This window comes from Hydrogenophaga pseudoflava, assembly GCF_004353865.1.
Taxonomy (GTDB): Bacteria; Pseudomonadota; Gammaproteobacteria; order Burkholderiales; family Burkholderiaceae_C; genus Hydrogenophaga; species Hydrogenophaga pseudoflava.
The window spans coordinates 2,952,657-2,968,904 of record NZ_CP037867.1 but is presented as its reverse complement, the minus strand read 5'-3'; the positions used below and the strand labels follow the sequence as shown (position 1 = coordinate 2,968,904).

The 16,248-nt window shown below is 60.7% G+C and carries 16 protein-coding genes; 8 read left to right on the top strand and 8 right to left on the bottom strand.

Annotated elements, in window-relative coordinates:
- The first annotated feature begins 15 nt into the window (after nt 1-15).
- On the top strand, nt 16-354 hold the full coding sequence (locus tag HPF_RS14210; protein ID WP_066151221.1) for a P-II family nitrogen regulator: 339 nt from the start codon (nt 16-18) through the stop codon (nt 352-354).
- Here the strand turns inward: HPF_RS14210 and HPF_RS14205 are convergent.
- Genes HPF_RS14205 through HPF_RS14195 form a run of 3 tightly spaced genes read right to left on the bottom strand, consistent with a single transcriptional unit; the run spans nt 351 to nt 1,881 of the window.
- Nucleotides 351-938 (bottom strand): LOG family protein, encoded by a 588-nt coding sequence (locus tag HPF_RS14205; RefSeq protein WP_066151218.1) that lies wholly within the window; start codon nt 936-938, stop codon nt 351-353. The two genes, HPF_RS14210 and HPF_RS14205, sit on opposite strands and share 4 nt — an antisense overlap.
- On the bottom strand, nt 935-1,351 hold the full coding sequence (locus HPF_RS14200; protein ID WP_277750674.1) for a diacylglycerol kinase: 417 nt from the start codon (nt 1,349-1,351) through the stop codon (nt 935-937). The genes HPF_RS14205 and HPF_RS14200 overlap by 4 nt, the downstream gene beginning before the upstream one ends.
- Nucleotides 1,336-1,881 carry an RDD family protein gene (locus tag HPF_RS14195; RefSeq protein WP_133156955.1) on the bottom strand — a complete coding sequence of 182 codons (546 nt, stop codon included), beginning with the start codon at nt 1,879-1,881 and terminating at the stop codon, nt 1,336-1,338. The genes HPF_RS14200 and HPF_RS14195 overlap by 16 nt, the downstream gene beginning before the upstream one ends.
- Nucleotides 1,882-2,146: 265 nt before the next feature.
- On the opposite strand from HPF_RS14195, the gene HPF_RS14190 reads away from it, so the two are divergent.
- From HPF_RS14190 to HPF_RS14165, 6 genes are all read left to right on the top strand, one after another.
- Nucleotides 2,147-3,928, top strand: coding sequence for an acetolactate synthase 3 catalytic subunit (locus HPF_RS14190; RefSeq protein ID WP_079365762.1), 1,782 nt, complete (start codon nt 2,147-2,149; stop codon nt 3,926-3,928).
- A gap of 132 nt (nt 3,929-4,060) precedes the next feature.
- On the top strand, nt 4,061-4,552 hold the full coding sequence (gene ilvN, locus HPF_RS14185; protein WP_066151204.1) for an acetolactate synthase small subunit: 492 nt from the start codon (nt 4,061-4,063) through the stop codon (nt 4,550-4,552).
- A gap of 110 nt (nt 4,553-4,662) precedes the next feature.
- A complete protein-coding gene (gene ilvC, locus HPF_RS14180) occupies nt 4,663-5,679 on the top strand; it encodes a ketol-acid reductoisomerase (protein WP_066151200.1) in 1,017 nt (338 codons plus the stop codon).
- Between the two features lie 111 nt (nt 5,680-5,790).
- Complete coding sequence (pssA, locus tag HPF_RS14175) at nt 5,791-6,600, top strand: CDP-diacylglycerol--serine O-phosphatidyltransferase (RefSeq protein WP_066151197.1); 810 nt, start codon at nt 5,791-5,793, stop codon at nt 6,598-6,600.
- A 242-nt stretch (nt 6,601-6,842) separates the two neighbouring features.
- Complete coding sequence (locus tag HPF_RS14170; protein ID WP_066151194.1) at nt 6,843-8,384, top strand: 2-isopropylmalate synthase; 1,542 nt, start codon at nt 6,843-6,845, stop codon at nt 8,382-8,384.
- Between the two features lie 175 nt (nt 8,385-8,559).
- Nucleotides 8,560-9,783 carry a serine hydrolase gene (locus HPF_RS14165; protein ID WP_084397000.1) on the top strand — a complete coding sequence of 408 codons (1,224 nt, stop codon included), beginning with the start codon at nt 8,560-8,562 and terminating at the stop codon, nt 9,781-9,783.
- 64 nt (nt 9,784-9,847) lie between these two features.
- Here the strand turns inward: HPF_RS14165 and HPF_RS14160 are convergent, their stop codons facing one another.
- From HPF_RS14160 to HPF_RS14145, 4 genes are read right to left on the bottom strand one after another with little or no spacing between them, the layout of a single operon-like run.
- A complete protein-coding gene (locus HPF_RS14160) occupies nt 9,848-10,651 on the bottom strand; it encodes an IclR family transcriptional regulator (protein ID WP_066151192.1) in 804 nt (267 codons plus the stop codon).
- A 37-nt stretch (nt 10,652-10,688) separates the two neighbouring features.
- A complete protein-coding gene (locus HPF_RS14155; RefSeq protein ID WP_066151189.1) occupies nt 10,689-11,429 on the bottom strand; it encodes an arginyltransferase in 741 nt (246 codons plus the stop codon).
- Complete coding sequence (gene aat, locus HPF_RS14150; RefSeq protein WP_066151181.1) at nt 11,426-12,199, bottom strand: leucyl/phenylalanyl-tRNA--protein transferase; 774 nt, start codon at nt 12,197-12,199, stop codon at nt 11,426-11,428. Before aat ends, HPF_RS14155 begins: the two co-directional genes overlap by 4 nt.
- A gap of 4 nt (nt 12,200-12,203) precedes the next feature.
- Nucleotides 12,204-12,560: a VanZ family protein gene (locus HPF_RS14145; protein WP_133156954.1), complete on the bottom strand. Its 357-nt coding sequence runs from the start codon at nt 12,558-12,560 to the stop codon at nt 12,204-12,206.
- 605 nt (nt 12,561-13,165) lie between these two features.
- Here HPF_RS14145 and HPF_RS14140 point away from each other — a divergent pair.
- A complete protein-coding gene (locus tag HPF_RS14140; protein WP_133156953.1) occupies nt 13,166-14,482 on the top strand; it encodes a tyrosine-type recombinase/integrase in 1,317 nt (438 codons plus the stop codon).
- Between the two features lie 478 nt (nt 14,483-14,960).
- Here HPF_RS14140 and HPF_RS14135 read toward each other — a convergent pair whose 3' ends face one another.
- Entirely contained in the window at nt 14,961-16,232 is a 1,272-nt protein-coding gene (locus HPF_RS14135) for a S8 family peptidase (RefSeq protein WP_133156952.1), read from the bottom strand.
- Between the last annotated feature and the right edge of the window lie 16 nt (nt 16,233-16,248).

Here is a 16,248-nt window from a genome sequence, read left to right as displayed (position 1 = left end):
ACTGGAGACCCCGACATGAAGCAGATCACCGCCGTCATCAAACCGTTCAAGCTGGAGGAGGTTCGGGAGGCGCTCGCCGAACAAGGCGTGACCGGTCTGACCGTGACGGAGGTCAAGGGTTTCGGTCGCCAGAAGGGTCACACCGAGCTCTACCGCGGCGCCGAATACGTGGTGGATTTCCTGCCCAAGGTCAAGCTGGAGGTGGTGGTGAAGTCGGACGACGTGGACCGTTGTGTCGATGCCATCGTGCGCGCCGCACGCACCGGCAAGATCGGTGACGGCAAGATCTTTGTGACGCAGGTTGAACGCGTGGTGCGCATCCGCACCGGTGAAGAGGACGAAACCGCGGTCTAAACCCGGTCCAAGTGGTCGGCGGGCGTGATGCCCCCGGCCTGTACCAGTTCCGGCAGCAGCTGTTGCCAGTCGGATCCCACGCGGATCAACTCCATCTGCCAGGGCCCCATGAACTGCTGGTCGACACCGGTTTGCATGAAGCCCAGAAGACCATCGTAGTAGCCATCGACATTGAGCAGGCCGACCGGCTTGTCGTGGTAGCCCAGCTGGCGCCAGGTCCAGACCTCGAAGAACTCCTCGAACGTACCGATGCCGCCAGGGAGGGCGAGGAAAGCATCGGCCCGCTCGGCCATCATGCGCTTGCGCTCGTGCATGGTGTCGACCACATGCAGTTCGCTGCAGCCCTTGTGGGCCCATTCCCGCTCGACCAGTGCCTTGGGAATGATGCCGACCACCCGGCCGCCGGCCGCCAGTGTCGCGTCGGCCAGCAGCCCCATCAATCCGTTGTGTCCGCCGCCATAGACCAGCTGGCCGCCGTGGCGTCCGATCCACTCGCCCACAGACCTCGCAACCTGCGCGTAGGCAGGATTGGCGCCCGGTCGAGAGCCACAGTAGACGCAGAGAGAGAACGCAGGTGATTTCATGAGATTCGATGGATGATGGCTGCAACCCAGGTGCCGGCACACAGCAACAGGCTGAGCAGTACCGCGGCACTGCCCATGTCTTTGGCGCGCTTGGACAGTTCGTGCCATTCAGGTCCGATGCGGTCGATGGCCGACTCCACGCCGGTGTTGAGCAACTCGACGATCAGCACCAGCAGTACCGAGCCCGCCAGCAGAACGACCTCCACCCAACTGCGACCCAGCCAGAGGGACGACGGCAGCAGCAATGCGGCAGCGAGCATCTCCTGCCTCAGCGCCGTTTCCTGCCAGCCTGCGCGCAGCCCCGCCATGGAGTAGCCGAAGGCGTGCCACATCCGGCTGAGTCCGTGCCGGCGCTTCTGGGCGTCGGTGGGCTCGAGAGGGGTATCGGACGCGGTTTTCACAGATGCCAGAATTTGCGCGGACGAGGAAGCAGGTCGGGCTTGAAATGCACCAGGCGTGTGCCAGCCAGCGCGTCATGGACAAACTGGCCCTGCGCGTGGAATCGGGAGAGCAGGGCCCAGACCAGCACCCATCCGATCACGATGACCGACAGTTCCCCCGCGGGCAGCCTGAAGACCCCTCCAGCGGCCAGCGGCGGCAGGAACCACAGCCAGCTCAGCAGATAGCGAACCAGCGCCCTTGTCTGGGTCAGGGCATGTCCGTTGGCGTCGACGACACGGATGTGCCAGGTCTTCATGGCCAGCGTCTGCCCCTTGGCCCAGAACCAGACGAAATAGATGCCGAACACGATGAACAGAAACGCTTGCTGCCAGTGGCGGTTGTCCAGGGCGTTGCGGGTCTGGGTGAGTGTGGAAAAAAGGTAGCCCGCGATGAACACCACGCCAAAGAGCAGTGTGCCCTCGTACAGCCAGCAGGCCATGCGGCGCATCAGCGGAGGTGCGATGAGAGAGGGCGGAGTGGCAGGGACAGGAGAGGCTTGCATTGTGGAGCGCGGGACAGCGCGCGATTGTCGCACCCCGCGACGGGTGCTTTGCGCAACGTTTCTGAACATCTTGGCGGGTCATGCGCGAAGGTTCGTGTTGCAGTGCGATAATGTCCAACTGCAATTCAAAAAAGCAAACGGGTCATGGTCCGGCGGGGTATGTGTCCGCTCATGTCCACTGGCCTCAAGTTCCGACACCGCTTCACGAGAGCAGGTGAAGGAGCACCCAAGGTATTTCGTCAGAGAAATTCTCGAAAGGTTGATCATGGAAATTTCCAAGGCCGAACTGGCCTCGGCCGCTGCTGCTGCCGGCCAGTCCCCCGCATCCGAACAGCTCATGGGCGCCGAAATCATGGTGCGCGCCCTGCAGGCCGAAGGTGTGAAGTACATCTGGGGCTACCCCGGTGGTGCGGTGCTCTACATCTACGACGCCCTGTACAAGCAGGACACCATGCAACACGTGCTGGTGCGCCACGAGCAGGCCGCCGTGCACGCCGCAGACGGCTACGCCCGTGCCACCGGTGATGTGGGCGTGGCGCTGGTCACCTCGGGGCCGGGCGTGACCAATGCCGTTACCGGTATTGCCACGGCGTACACCGACAGTATTCCCATGGTCATCATCGCGGGCCAGGTGCCCACAGCGGCCATCGGCTCGGACGCATTCCAGGAATGCGACACCGTCGGTATCACGCGACCCATTGTCAAGCACAACTTCCTGGTCAAGGATGTGCGCGATCTGGCCGACGTGATGAAGAAAGCCTTCCACATCGCCCGCACCGGTCGTCCGGGTCCTGTGGTGGTGGACATTCCGAAGGACGTGTCCTTCAACAAGGCCACCTGGACCGGTTACCCCGAGTCGGTGGAAATGCGCTCCTACAACCCGGTGCGCAAGGGGCATGGTGGCCAGATCCGCAAGGCGCTGCAGCTGCTGCTGAACGCCAAACGACCCTACATCTATACCGGTGGTGGCGTTCTGCTTGGCAACGCGGTTCCCGAGCTGCGTACCCTGGTTGACCTGCTGGGCTACCCGGTCACCCACACCCTGATGGGTTTGGGCGCCTATCCGGCGACCGACCGCAAGTTCCTGGGCATGCTCGGCATGCACGGCACCATCGAAGCCAACCACGCCATGCAGAACTGCGACGTGCTGCTGGCGGTGGGTGCACGCTTTGACGACCGCGTGATCGGCAACCCCAAGCACTTTGCTTCGGTGGAACGCAAGATCATCCACATCGACATCGACCCTTCGAGCATCGCCAAACGCGTGAAGGTCGATGTGCCCATCGTGGGCGACGTCAAGGATGTGCTGACCGAGCTGATCAACATGATCAAGGAAGCTCAGGCAAGGCCGGACGAGAAGGCGCTGGCCTCCTGGTGGGACACCATTGAGGGGTGGCGTTCGCGCGACTGCCTGCGCTATGACCGCACCAATACGCAGGTCATCAAGCCGCAGATGGTGGTGGAAACGCTCTGGAATCTGACCAAGGACGATGACTGCTACATCACGTCCGACGTGGGCCAACACCAGATGTTCGCGGCGCAGTTCTACAAGTTCAACGAGCCTCGGCGCTGGATCAACTCTGGCGGCCTGGGCACCATGGGTGTGGGTCTGCCATACGCCATGGGCATCAAGCTGGCCAAGCCCGATGCCGACTGCTGGTGCATCACCGGCGAAGGCTCTATCCAGATGAACATCCAGGAGCTGTCCACCTGCCAGCAATATGGTACGGCGGTGAAGGTGCTGTCCCTGAACAACCGCTATCTGGGCATGGTGCGCCAGTGGCAGGAACTGATTTACCAGGGCCGTTACAGCCACAGCTACATGGATGCACTGCCGAACTTCGTCAAGCTGGCCGAAGCCTATGGTCACGTTGGCATACTGGTCGAGCGCCCACAAGATGTGGAAGCCGCATTGCGTGAAGCGCGTTCCATCAAGGACCGCTGCGTCTTCATCGACGTGCGCACCGACCCGACGGAGAACGTCTGGCCCATGGTGGAGGCCGGCAAGGGCATCACCGAAATGCTGCTGGGCTCAGAAGAGCTCTGACTTTCCCTCCGCACCCGGCGCTGCGCGCATCAGTGTGCAACGCCAAGGTGCTTCCCTTCGACGAATCTATTTGCAGCCGAGCCTGTGCATTACCGTGCGCAGGGGAGGGCTCAGAAAAGAGGAATCTTCATCATGAAACACATCATTGCTGTCCTGCTTGAGAACGAAGCGGGTGCGCTGTCCCGCGTCGTGGGGCTGTTCTCGGCCCGTGGCTACAACATCGAGTCGCTCACCGTGGCGCCGACGGAAGATCCATCGCTCTCGCGCATGACCATCCAGACCACCGGGTCGGACGACGTCATTGAGCAGATCACCAAGCACCTGAACCGCCTGATCGAAGTGGTGAAGGTGGTGGACCTGACCGAAGGCGCCTACACCGAGCGTGAGCTCATGCTCGTGAAGGTGCGTGCGGTGGGCAAGGAGCGCGAAGAGATGAAGCGCATGGCGGACATCTTCCGCGGTCGCATCATCGACGTGACGGAGAAGAGCTACACCATCGAGCTGACGGGCGACCAGGGCAAGAACGACGCGTTTCTGGAAGCCATCGACCGCTCTGCCATTCTTGAAACGGTGCGTACGGGATCGTGCGGCATCGGGCGTGGCGAGCGCATTCTGCGCGTTTAAGATCTCAGGTTTTTCGGGCTCAGCCGAACCGCCGTTCGGGCTGGGCCTGTCGAGGGCCTTCGACGGGCTCGTGTACGAACGGCAAACCAACACTCCAAAGAGGAATGACCATGAAAGTTTTCTACGACAAAGACTGTGACCTGAGCCTGATCAAGGGCAAGACCGTCGCGATCATCGGCTATGGCTCGCAGGGCCATGCCCATGCCCAGAACCTGAACGACAGCGGCGTCAAGGTCGTGGTCGGCCTGCGCAAGGGCGGCGCCTCCTGGGACAAGGTCGGCAAGGCTGGCCTGACCGTGATGGAAGTCAACGATGCCGTGAAGGCCGCTGACGTGGTCATGATCCTGCTGCCCGACGAGCAAATCGCCGAGGTTTACAGCAACAACGTGGCCCCCAACATCAAGCAAGGCGCTTCGCTGGTGTTCGCCCACGGCTTCAACGTGCACTACAACCAGGTCGTGCCGCGCGCCGATCTGGATGTGTGGATGGTTGCGCCCAAGGCCCCCGGCCACACCGTGCGCAACACCTACACCCAAGGCGGCGGCGTGCCCCACCTGATCGCGGTGCACCAGGACAAGTCCGGCAAGGCTCGTGACCTGGCCCTGTCCTACGCCATGGCCAACGGTGGCGGCAAGGCCGGCATCATCGAGACCAACTTCAAGGAAGAGACCGAGACCGACCTGTTCGGCGAACAGGCCGTCCTGTGCGGTGGTGCCGTCGAGTTGATCAAGATGGGTTACGAAACCCTGGTCGAAGCGGGCTATGCCCCCGAGATGGCGTACTTCGAGTGCCTGCACGAACTCAAGCTGATCGTCGACCTGATCTACGAAGGCGGTATCGCCAACATGAACTATTCGATCTCCAACAACGCGGAGTTCGGCGAGTACGTGACCGGTCCGGAAGTGATCAACGAAGAGTCGCGCAAGGCCATGCGCAACGCCCTGAAGCGCATCCAGAACGGCGACTACGCCAAAATGTTCATTCAGGAAGGTCGTCTGAACTACCCGAGCATGACCGCCCGCCGCCGCAACACCGCCGATCACCAGATCGAAGTGGTGGGTGCCCAGCTGCGCGCCATGATGCCCTGGATCGCCAAGAACAAGCTGGTTGACCAGACCCGCAACTGATCGCCTCGGCGTCCGATGCAAAGGCCACTTCGGTGGCCTTTGTCGTTTGTGCAGGCTTGCCACTGGCTTACACTGCTTTTTTGACGCTTTTCGGCTTGAAGCCCATTCCTCATGCACGACGGATCCGACCCCCTTCACGAGCCCATGACGGAGAGCCCGCGGCGCCCCAAGGGCATCTACATGCTGCCCAACATGATCACCCTCGCGGCTCTGTTCGGCGGGTTCTACGCGATCGTGATGGCCATGAATGGCCGCTTTGATCTTGCGACCGTGGGCATCTTCGCTGCCATGGTTCTGGACAGCCTGGACGGACGTGTGGCCCGCATGACCAACACGCAAAGTGCCTTTGGTGAGCAGATGGACTCCTTGTCCGACATGGTGTCGTTCGGTGCAGCACCCGCGCTGGTGGCCTATGTCTGGGTCCTCAGGGACATCGGCCGCTGGGGCTGGATTGCTGCCTTCGTGTACTGCGCATGCGCGGCGCTGCGGCTGGCGCGTTTCAACGTCAACACGGGAGTGGTCGACAAGCGTTACTTCCAGGGGCTGCCATCGCCCGCTGCTGCGGCGCTGGTGTCCGGGTTCATCTGGTTGGCCAACGAGCTGGAACTGGTCAAGGCCGATCTCGTGTGGGCGATGTTCGCGATCACGCTGTACTCGGGCCTGACCATGGTGACCAATGTGCCGTTTTACAGTTTCAAGGATTTGAGTCTGAAGAAGAGTGTTCCGTTTGCTGCCATCGTGCTGGTGGCGCTGGGTATTGCGGTGATCAACATCCATCCGCCCACGGTGTTGTTCGGGTTGTTCGTTCTGTATGGTCTTTCTGGCTATGCCATGTATTTCTGGCGCAAGGCCAAGGGGCGGCCAACCAGCGTGATCAGCACGTCGACCGACGAACCGGACGAGCGTGGCCTGCACGAGTGACGCGGCGATGTCAATCGCGGTCATGGACGGCTTTTATAGGGATGTCCGGGCCGTTGTGCTACATTGCTCTGTATGAAATCCGTTTCCTTCTCGCTACTACTGGGTGTCCGGCACGGGCAGGTCTGGTAACGCGCGAGTGATTTCCAACAACGGCCCGTTTGCACCCGCAGCGGGCCGTTTTGTTTTTGGAACTGCGGGTTTTTTCAAGAGTGGTCCACGAGGCCACACACCGGAGAACTGAGATGAGCGACAAACTGATCATTTTCGACACCACCCTGCGCGATGGCGAGCAGTCGCCTGGTGCTTCCATGACCAAGGACGAAAAGCTGCGTATTGCACGTCAGCTCGAGCGGCTGAAAGTCGATGTGATCGAGGCGGGTTTTGCCGCCAGTTCCAATGGGGACTTCGACTGCGTCCAGGCGATTGCCAACACCATCAAGGACTCGACGGTCTGCTCGCTGGCCCGTGCCAATGATCGCGACATCTCGCGCGCCGCCGAAGCCCTCAAAGGGGCCAGCCGGGCGCGGATTCACACCTTCATCGCGACCAGCCCTCTCCACATGGAGAAGAAGCTGCGCATGACGCCGGACCAGGTGTTCGAGCAGGCCAAGCAGTCGGTGCGCTTTGCGCGGAACCTTGTCGATGACATCGAGTTCAGCCCGGAGGACGGCTATCGCAGCGACATCGACTTCCTCTGTCGGGTGCTTGAAGCCGTGATCAACGAAGGGGCCACAACGCTGAATATTCCTGACACGGTGGGGTATGCGGTGCCCGAGCTTTACGGCAACTTCATCCACACGCTGCGGGAGAGAGTTCCCAACTCCGACAAGGCCATCTGGTCTGTGCATTGCCACAACGATCTGGGCATGGCGGTCGCCAACTCGCTGGCCGGTGTGAAAATCGGCGGCGCTCGCCAGGTCGAGTGCACCATCAATGGACTGGGCGAGCGTGCAGGCAACTGCTCGCTCGAAGAGATCGTGATGGCGGTGAAGACCCGTCGCGACTATTTCAATCTGGACATTGGAATCGACACCACCCAAATCGTGCCAGCCAGCCGTATGGTCAGCCAGACCACCGGTTTTGTGGTTCAACCCAACAAGGCTGTTGTCGGGGCCAACGCGTTTGCGCACGCTTCGGGCATCCACCAGGATGGGGTGCTCAAAGCGCGCGACACCTACGAAATCATGCGCGCAGAGGATGTGGGCTGGAGCGCCAACAAGATCGTGCTGGGCAAACTCAGTGGTCGCAACGCGTTCAAGCAGCGCCTGCAGGATCTGGGCATCGAGATGGCGTCGGAAAGCGAGATCAACACGGCGTTTGCCGCGTTCAAAGAGCTGGCTGATCGCAAGAGCGAGATTTTCGACGAAGACATCCTGGCACTGTGCAGCGACGAGAGCGTGACCGCCGAAAAGGAACGATATGGCCTGGTGTCGCTGTCCCAGCGCAGTGAAACCGGTGAACGCCCTCATGCAGAGGTGGTGTTCACTGTCGAAGGCAAAGAGATCCGTGGCTCGTCCGATGGCAATGGCCCCGTCGATGCCTCGCTCAAGGCCATCGAGAGCCATGTCAAGAGCGGTGCGGAACTGGTGTTGTACTCGGTCAATGCCATCACCAGTGGTTCAACCGAAAGCCAGGGAGAGGTGACGGTTCGTCTGCAGCTCGGTGGCCGGGTGGTGAATGGGGTTGGAGCCGACCCCGACATCGTCGTGGCCTCTGCCAAAGCCTATCTGAGTGCTCTGAACAAACTGGAAAGCCAGGCAGAGCGGGTTGCAGCGCAAGGATAAAGCATTACAAATCAACCACTTGTAACGAAATCCTCGGATGAGGCTCCGAATAGCCGTGCATCTTCACGGTTGTTTTGGCGTTCACTGAGGAGTGCGTTACAAGCGTTTGATATTGCTAGTTTTTTTTCGTGCTCCTATACTTGGGCTCATCTTTGAGGTCGCTGGAGTGGAGTCCATGAAATTGTCCCGCGTACGATTTGTCACGCTGCTGCACTTGGTTGCGGTTGCCGTGATGTCGGTGTCCCTGGCGTTGCCGGTGACCGCGGAGGCGGCCTCCAACAAAGCCGAAAAAACCGCTCGCAAAGCGGATGCCCAGCCTGCCGAACGCAGCAAGCGCGCCAGCGTCACCAAACTGAGTGCGCGATCGGGCAAGAAGGAACTCTCCGCCAAGAGAAAGCTGGGGGCAAAGGCCACTCGTGTGGCCCGGTCTGATTCCCGGGCGAGCAAGCGCAAGCCCGAAAACAGCACCCGCTTGGCGAAGTCCCGCAAGTTCAGTGAAGCGAGGTATGTGCGTGCTGGTCGTCAGCCGGTGCGACTGGCTGCGCACCCGCGCAGCAGTACGGTGCGTCCGGTGGCGATGGAACCCCGTTCTTCGATTGGTGAACGGATGGGGCTTCGGGCTGCTGGAGACCCTCTGGCTCTCAATTCAAGCGTTGCACTGGTGGTGGACCAGCAAACCAATGAGGTGCTGTTCAGCAAGAACGATTCTGCTGTCCTGCCAATCGCCTCGCTGACGAAGTTGATGACCGGGCTTGTGGTCACCGATGCAAACCTGCCCCTTGATGAGATGGTGACCATCACGTCCGACGACGTGGATACGGTCAAAGGCAGTCGCTCGCGATTGGCGGTGGGGACCACCCTGACGCGTCTGGAGTTGATGCACCTGGCGCTCATGTCCAGTGAGAACCGAGCCGCTCATGCTTTGGGGCGCACCTTCCCTGGAGGACTGGACCAGTTTGTGCGTCTCATGAATGCGAAGGCACGCGAACTGGGCATGCGCGACACCCGTTATGTCGAGCCCACTGGCTTGTCCAGTCTGAATCAGTCCAGCGCGCGTGATCTGGCGACTTTGGTGTCGGTGGCGTATCAACGGCCGCTGCTCCGCAGCCTATCGACCTCGCCGAGTCACCAGCTCGAACTGGGCCATCGGACACTGGAGTATCGCAACTCGAACCGATTGATTCGTGATCCCGACTGGGATATCGGTCTTCAGAAAACCGGGTACATCTCGGAAGCGGGGCGATGCCTTGTGATGCAGGCCCGTGTCGCAGGACGCCAGTTGATCATGGTCTTCCTTGATGCCACGGGCCAGCTGGGAAGGGCTCAGGATGCCGAGCGTGTGCGACGCTGGGTCGAGGCCCAACCAATGCACCAGGCGGCGGTGCGTCCGCAAGGGTGAGTCTCTTCTGCCGCCCCCAACGGATAAAAAAGCGGCCCGCTTTGGGCCGCTTTTTGTTTGTGGATCAGCGGGCGACTGGCTGTGTGGCGAATCCTTTGGGACACCCCAAAGCAGTCGAAATCTCTGCGGCTGTTGAGCGGAGTTTGGGAACCCAGTTTTCGTCGATGCGGTCGGCGGGCGCTGAAATCGACAGGCCAGCGACCAGACGGCACTGGTCGTCATAGATGCCGGCGGCCATGCAACGCACACCCAGTTCCAGCTCCTCGTTGTCGCGGGCCAGGCCTGCCATGCGGCACTGCTGCAACTCGCGTTCAAGATTGGGCAGCTGGGTCAGACTGTTACGGGTGTTGCCGGCAAGACCGGTTCGGGTTGCATACGCGCGCACCCGTTGAGGTTCGTCTGCCGCCAGAAACAGTTTGCCCACCGAAGTCAGATGCAGCGGGGCACGCCCGCCAATGGCGCGTACGACCTGCATTCCGGACCGTTCGCTGTAGGCCCGTTCTACATAGACGATTTCATCGCCCTGCCGGACGCTCAGGTTGACCGGTTGCTGGATCAGCTTGTGAAGTTCCCGCATCGGAGCGAGCGCGGCATCCCTGACGCTGAGACGCGCTTTCACCAGGTTGCCAAGTTCAAGGAGGCGCATACCGAGCCTGTAGCTTCCAGCCTCAGGGCGGTCCACGAAGCGGCCGATGGTCAGGTCGTTGAGAATCCGGTGTGCGGTTGAAGGGTGCAGGCCGGTCTTCTCGCTGATTTCCTTGAGTGACACCGGCTCTTCGCGGGAGGCGAGAACCTCCAGAAGATTGAACATCCGTTCTATGACCTGGACCGTCGGGGTGCTGGGCAGGGAGTCGTTTCGTTTTGTCATGGCCGCAATAGAGTTGCGGATATTTTACGAGATGAAATCAAGGCGCCATCACCCACTGCCCATCTCTGAGCAGTTCATGCGGTCTGAAGGCCGCCTTGTAGTTCATCTTCGAACTCTGCTCGATCCAGTAGCCCAGATACATGTGCGACAGGCCCAGCTCACGGGCCTGTTCTATCTGCCAGAGGATGCTGTAGGTGCCGTAACTGGCGCCCGCGTCGGATGGCTCGTAAAACGTGTACACGGCCGATAGTCCGTCGTTGAGGACGTCGACGATGGACACCATTACCAGACGGCTTGGACGGTCTGAGCGGGCGGGCTCACGGAACTCCACCAACCGTGAATTGACACGGCTTTGCAGCAGGAATTGGCTGTACTGGTCAATGCTGTCCTGATCCATGCCGCCACCGGCATGGCGACTGTTCTGGTAGCGCAGGTACAGCTGGTAGTGCTCGGGTTCGAAACACAGTCCGAGAACCCGGGTCTCCAGATTGGCATGCCGGGCCATGGAGCGCCTCTGGCTGCGGCTGGCGCGAAACACGTTCACCGGAATGCGCAGCGGAACACAGGCATGGCAACCGTCACAGTGCGGGCGGTAGGTGAACACCCCGCTGCGCCTGAAGCCCAGGGTCACGAGGTTCGAATAGGCGTCGTTGTGGATCAGGTGACTTGGCGTTGCCACCTGCGAACGGGCCTGTCGGCCGGCCAGGTAGCTGCAGGGGTAGGGTGCCGTGGCGTAGAACTGCAACGCCTGCAGCGGAAGTTCTTTCAGGTGCGTCACGCTGTTGCGTCAGGGCCTGTGATGAGGTGGTTCCAGTATACGGGCTCGAATCGCCACACTGGTGCACGGTGGGACGTGGTCTTTCGCAGGTGCTGGCTGAAGTCGGTCCTTGGCATCAGGGTTGCACCGAGTGATGCCAGATGAGAGGTCTCCTGCTGACAGTCGATGAGGGGAATTTCAGTGGCCAGGCAGAATGCGACCAGTCCGCACATCGCCAGTTTGGAGGCATTGCTGCGGCGGCTGAACATGGACTCTCCGAAAACCATGGCACCGAGATTGACGCAGTAGAGCCCGCCAGAAAGCTCTCCATCGATCCAGGCTTCCACGCTGTGCGCATGACCTGCGGAATGCAGCTGCAGATAGGCCTGGATCATGGGCTGCAGAATCCAGGTGCCCGCCTGATCTTTGCGGGGCGTGTGCGCACAGGCCCGGATCACCCGCTCGAAGTCGTGGTCGAACCGGATGACCAGTCGCTGGTCCAGCAGAAGCTTGATCAGCGTCTTGCGAAGCGAGCGGTGCAACCTGAACTGGTGCGTGCGGAGCACCATCCGAGGGTCGGTCGACCACCAGAGGATCGGCTGCCCCGCGCTGTACCAGGGGAAAATGCCTTCGCTGTACGCGCGCAGAAGGGTGTCAACGTCCAGAGCCCCTCCTGCTGCCAGCAAGCCTGGCGCGGGGTCGGTCGCGCCCCAGGCGCGTTCCACCGCTGGGAATGGATCGCCCGGCTCCAGCCATGGGAGTTCCGGAGTGAACGTGGGGGTGGACGACATGCGCCTATTGTGGGCGGGATCGCTGCGACCAAGGCAGGGGCATTGCGAGCAACAGGGCGCCCAGCCACACACCCACGGCATCGGCCACCAGGTCGAACAGATCGCCGTTTCTCCAGCCTGTTGCGGACTGGGCTACCTCAATCAAGGCTCCGTAGACCAAGAGGCCGAACAACACTCTTCCCCGCGGCTTCTGGTAGGCGAGTCCACCCAGCAGGGCCAGCAGCAGGAAGCCTCCGGCGTGCTGGGCCTTGTCCCATATGTTGAACACCTGCGCAGGCAGTTCGGTCGCGGGCACGAGCGAGAGGGTGCCCACGAGGACCACGGCTGCCCAGAAAGCGGCTTTTAACAGGAGGCGGTTCATGTGAGGCGGCACAGCCGTTGTTGAAGGTCGTTCCAGACAACAAAAAGCAATCTGAGTGTCCCTTGGGTGCTCCCCGCCCTGGACTCGACCCAGGCACCGCAGATCAGCCGTGGGCGTTCAGAGCATCTATTTGAGGTCCACCGGAATTATGAGGGGCGCTATGTCCACGGCGGGAGGTGAATGCGCTTAGGGATACCGCGAGCGCAAAGCGAAGAGGTCCCGATTCCCCGAGAGGCAGATCGCGTGTTCGCGCGGGGCCGTCATCCAGACGGGGCCGTCGATCATCGAAGCCGGGAGCGTGTGCGTCCGAAGGCCGGCCTCAGAACACTGCTGGCGGCCAAAACAGCGCCCGTCAACCAGAAAATAAAAAAGCCAGCAGGCGAATGCTTGCTGGCTTTTGTGTTTTTGGCTCCCCGACCTGGACTCGAACCAGGGACCTGCGGATTAACAGTCCTTCGGAATGGGATTTTACGGGACTTTCTGATACAAACTGCCATCCCTAAAGCCTTTACAAATCAACAACTTGCGTCCAAAGTGGTTTCAGGCCGTCCTAGGCCATCCCAGCCAAAACTGGCACCAGACTGGCACCAGAACAACCGCGGACTATGGCAAAAGATCAACTTTCGGCAGCGGCGGCGGCCATCCAATCGCTTGATGGTAGCGCCTTCGTGACCCTTCATAGCCGCCTGGATCGAGGCGGGGCGCTGCAGGCGCGCAAGCTGGCCAATGGCGCGGTCCAGCTGTACTGGCGGTACTCGTATGCTGGCAAGACCAGCCGCGAACCCATCGGCGTCTACGACCCGACTGCACCGCCCAAAAAGCTGCAGCCGACCGTGCGCGGCTATGGCATTGCTGCCGCGCTGGAGAAGTGCAGGGCCTTGGCCGAGGTGCATATAGGACGTGCTGACACGGGTGGACTGCAGGAGGCCAAAGCCGAAACACGAAGGGCCTTTCTGGCCAAGAAGGCGGAGCAGACCGAGAAGTCCACGCGCACGCTGGAAAAGCTGCTCGATACCTATGTGGAGTACCTGAAGGCCCAGGGTCGTCGCAGCCACGTGGATGCGCAGGGGATTTTTCAAAAGCATTTGACGGAAGCATGGCCTGCGGTGGCCAAGGCGCCAGCGGTGGACCTCACACCCGACCAGGTGCTCGACATGCTGAGACGGCTTATCGAGAGTGGCAAGGGACGCACGGCAAACAAGCTGCGTTCTTACCTCCGGGCTGCTTACCAATGCGCTCTGGATGTGCGAACCCTTGCCGCCATTCCGGTGGCCTTCAAGACCTTCGGCGTGGTGTTCAACCCCGCAGCGCAGACACGACGGTCCCCTCAGTTCGACCGCGCTGACAAACGGCCGCTCACGCTAGAAGACATGAAGGCGTACTGGAAACTGATCGCTGACCGCCCGGGTCCAGAGGCCGTCGCGCTGAGGCTACACCTGTTGACTGGTGGCCAGCGCATTGAGCAGTTCATCCGGCTGCGGTGGTCGGATGTTGGAGGCGACGCGGTGACGCTTTTCGACGGCAAGGGTCGGCCCAGCCATGGGCCGCGACCGCATCATATTCCCCTAGTGCCGCTCGCAGTGAGCGAAATGAAGCGTTTGGGTAGGGAAGGGGAGTTCGTGTTCTCCACCACACACGGCAAAAAGCCCATCAGTGCGCGCACGTTCACGGGGTGGGCGCACGGGATTGTCGACACGGAGATTGAAGGGTTTCAGGTTAAGAGGATCCGGTCAGGTGTTGAGACCCTGCTGGCTCGCGAGGGGATCAGCCGCGAGGTACGCGGGCATCTGCAGTCACATGGCCTGACAGGGGTTCAGGCTAGGCACTACGATGGACACGACTACGTTCCCGAAAAGCTTCATGCCCTTAATCGTTTGGTCAACTTGGTTTGCATTAGAGCCACTGCGGCCTCAAAACCGTAACCGAAAAATCCATGGGTAGTTTGGCAAGAAGGGGGCTTACGGAGGTTTGGAGTTGACCCGTTTCCGTGGACACATCATTCTTTGTGTTCAAGGAGTCCTGCTTCCAGCCTATTCCCGCACCGTATTTGCCTGAACCCTGTCAACGTCCGCGTCAGCCGACAGCGCATCAAGGAACGACTGGGGTGCTCTCACCGCTAACGCGTGCATGTTCGAAAACACGTTGGACGCGTCAGGCCGCAGCCCAGTAGTAAGCTCTATGCGGTGTAGCACTTTGCTAGCTAGTAGGTCTGTCATTTCGGAGCTTGGAGCAGAATCCCCAATGGGCAATCGCAAGAAGACAACGGCTTCGATCAGCACTTTGTGATTTGATGATGATTGATTCTCGGAGTCCTGCTTCTCAGACATGCCTGCTCCAATAGAATGTGCTGTGCAAAGGGCTTCTCATAAAGAAAAGCAGCCTACCGGAGTCAAAGGAAAATCATAGCAATCCTAGTGCTCGTAAGGCATTAGGATATCCACGATTCGCTCTGCTTACTGGCATATCGGGTAATAGCTGGCACGAGTCGAAGATGGCCTTCTCGATGTCGTCGATAGACTTGTTTGGTTTGGCCTCCATCAGTAACGCGGCAAGGCCAGCGATGTGGGGGGTCGCCATGGAAGTCCCGGACATCCGCTTGTACTTCCCGCCAGGCACGCACGAAATGATGTCGACGCCGGGGCCGACAAGGTCTGGCACCATCGAGTCAATCTGTCTCTTGAAGCGCTGACTGCTGCTGAAGTCAGCAACCCTTCCTACACTGTCGGCGGCACCCACCGAAAGCGCTTCGGCATAGTTCCCAGGATATCGGCTCGTCCCTGCCTCATCGTTGCCGACAGCGAAAACAGGCAGAACCCCTTTTGCTCGCAGTGTTTGGGTGATACGCAAAAAGGTGTCCTGAACGCCGATGAGTCCCAACGACATGCTCAGTACCCGCACATTCAATCCCACCATCCAGTCCATGCCTCCAAGAATTCTTGCAAGAACGTTCCCTCCCTCAATGACCATTGCGCTGGCAAGCTGGGCACCGGGCGCCACGCCAAATCGCACGCTTTTGATTTCCCTTCCGGCCAACGTTCCCGCAGTGTGCGTGCCGTGCTCCGCGGAGTCTCTTGCGACGGCGCCAGGAACTTGAACTCCCAGTGAGTCGAACTCAGCGTAGGTCTTTATAGCCCCGTCCAATGCGGGATGCGTCGCGTCGACGCCGGTATCGAGGTGTCCGATCAGCACGCCCTTGCCGGACAGCCCTTGTCCATGAAGCTGGTCGATCTCCAGCGATCGAAGTCCCCACGGATAGCCCGGCGCCGCCGTCGCTGCAGCCTCCAGCACCGGACGAATCAAGCGCAGTTGCGGCGCTGGAACGATGTCGACAACAGCCGGCTCAGCCCGTAAGCTCGCCAGCGAGTGTCGATTGACCGTGCCGAGCGCCAGCCCAAGGTTCGGGAAGTACCTTGCTGTCGGTTCATCACCTCCAGCATCCATTCGGGCGACGGCAGCATTGCGTGCGGCGAGGGACGCCGGAGCAGTTGGACCGTCCGCCCGCAGCGCCTCCAGCAGCGCCGCGTCCCGGGAGAAGGGCATGGCACTGAAGTGCTTTAGCACTGCTGAGGATGGGCCATCGCCGAGGGCGGCAGCCGCGCCTCCAGAGTCTGGCCTCACGAAGACAATCACCTCCGCGATGCCGGTTGCTTTCAAGCTTGCCGCAATGCTCATGTCGATCTCCTGGGCC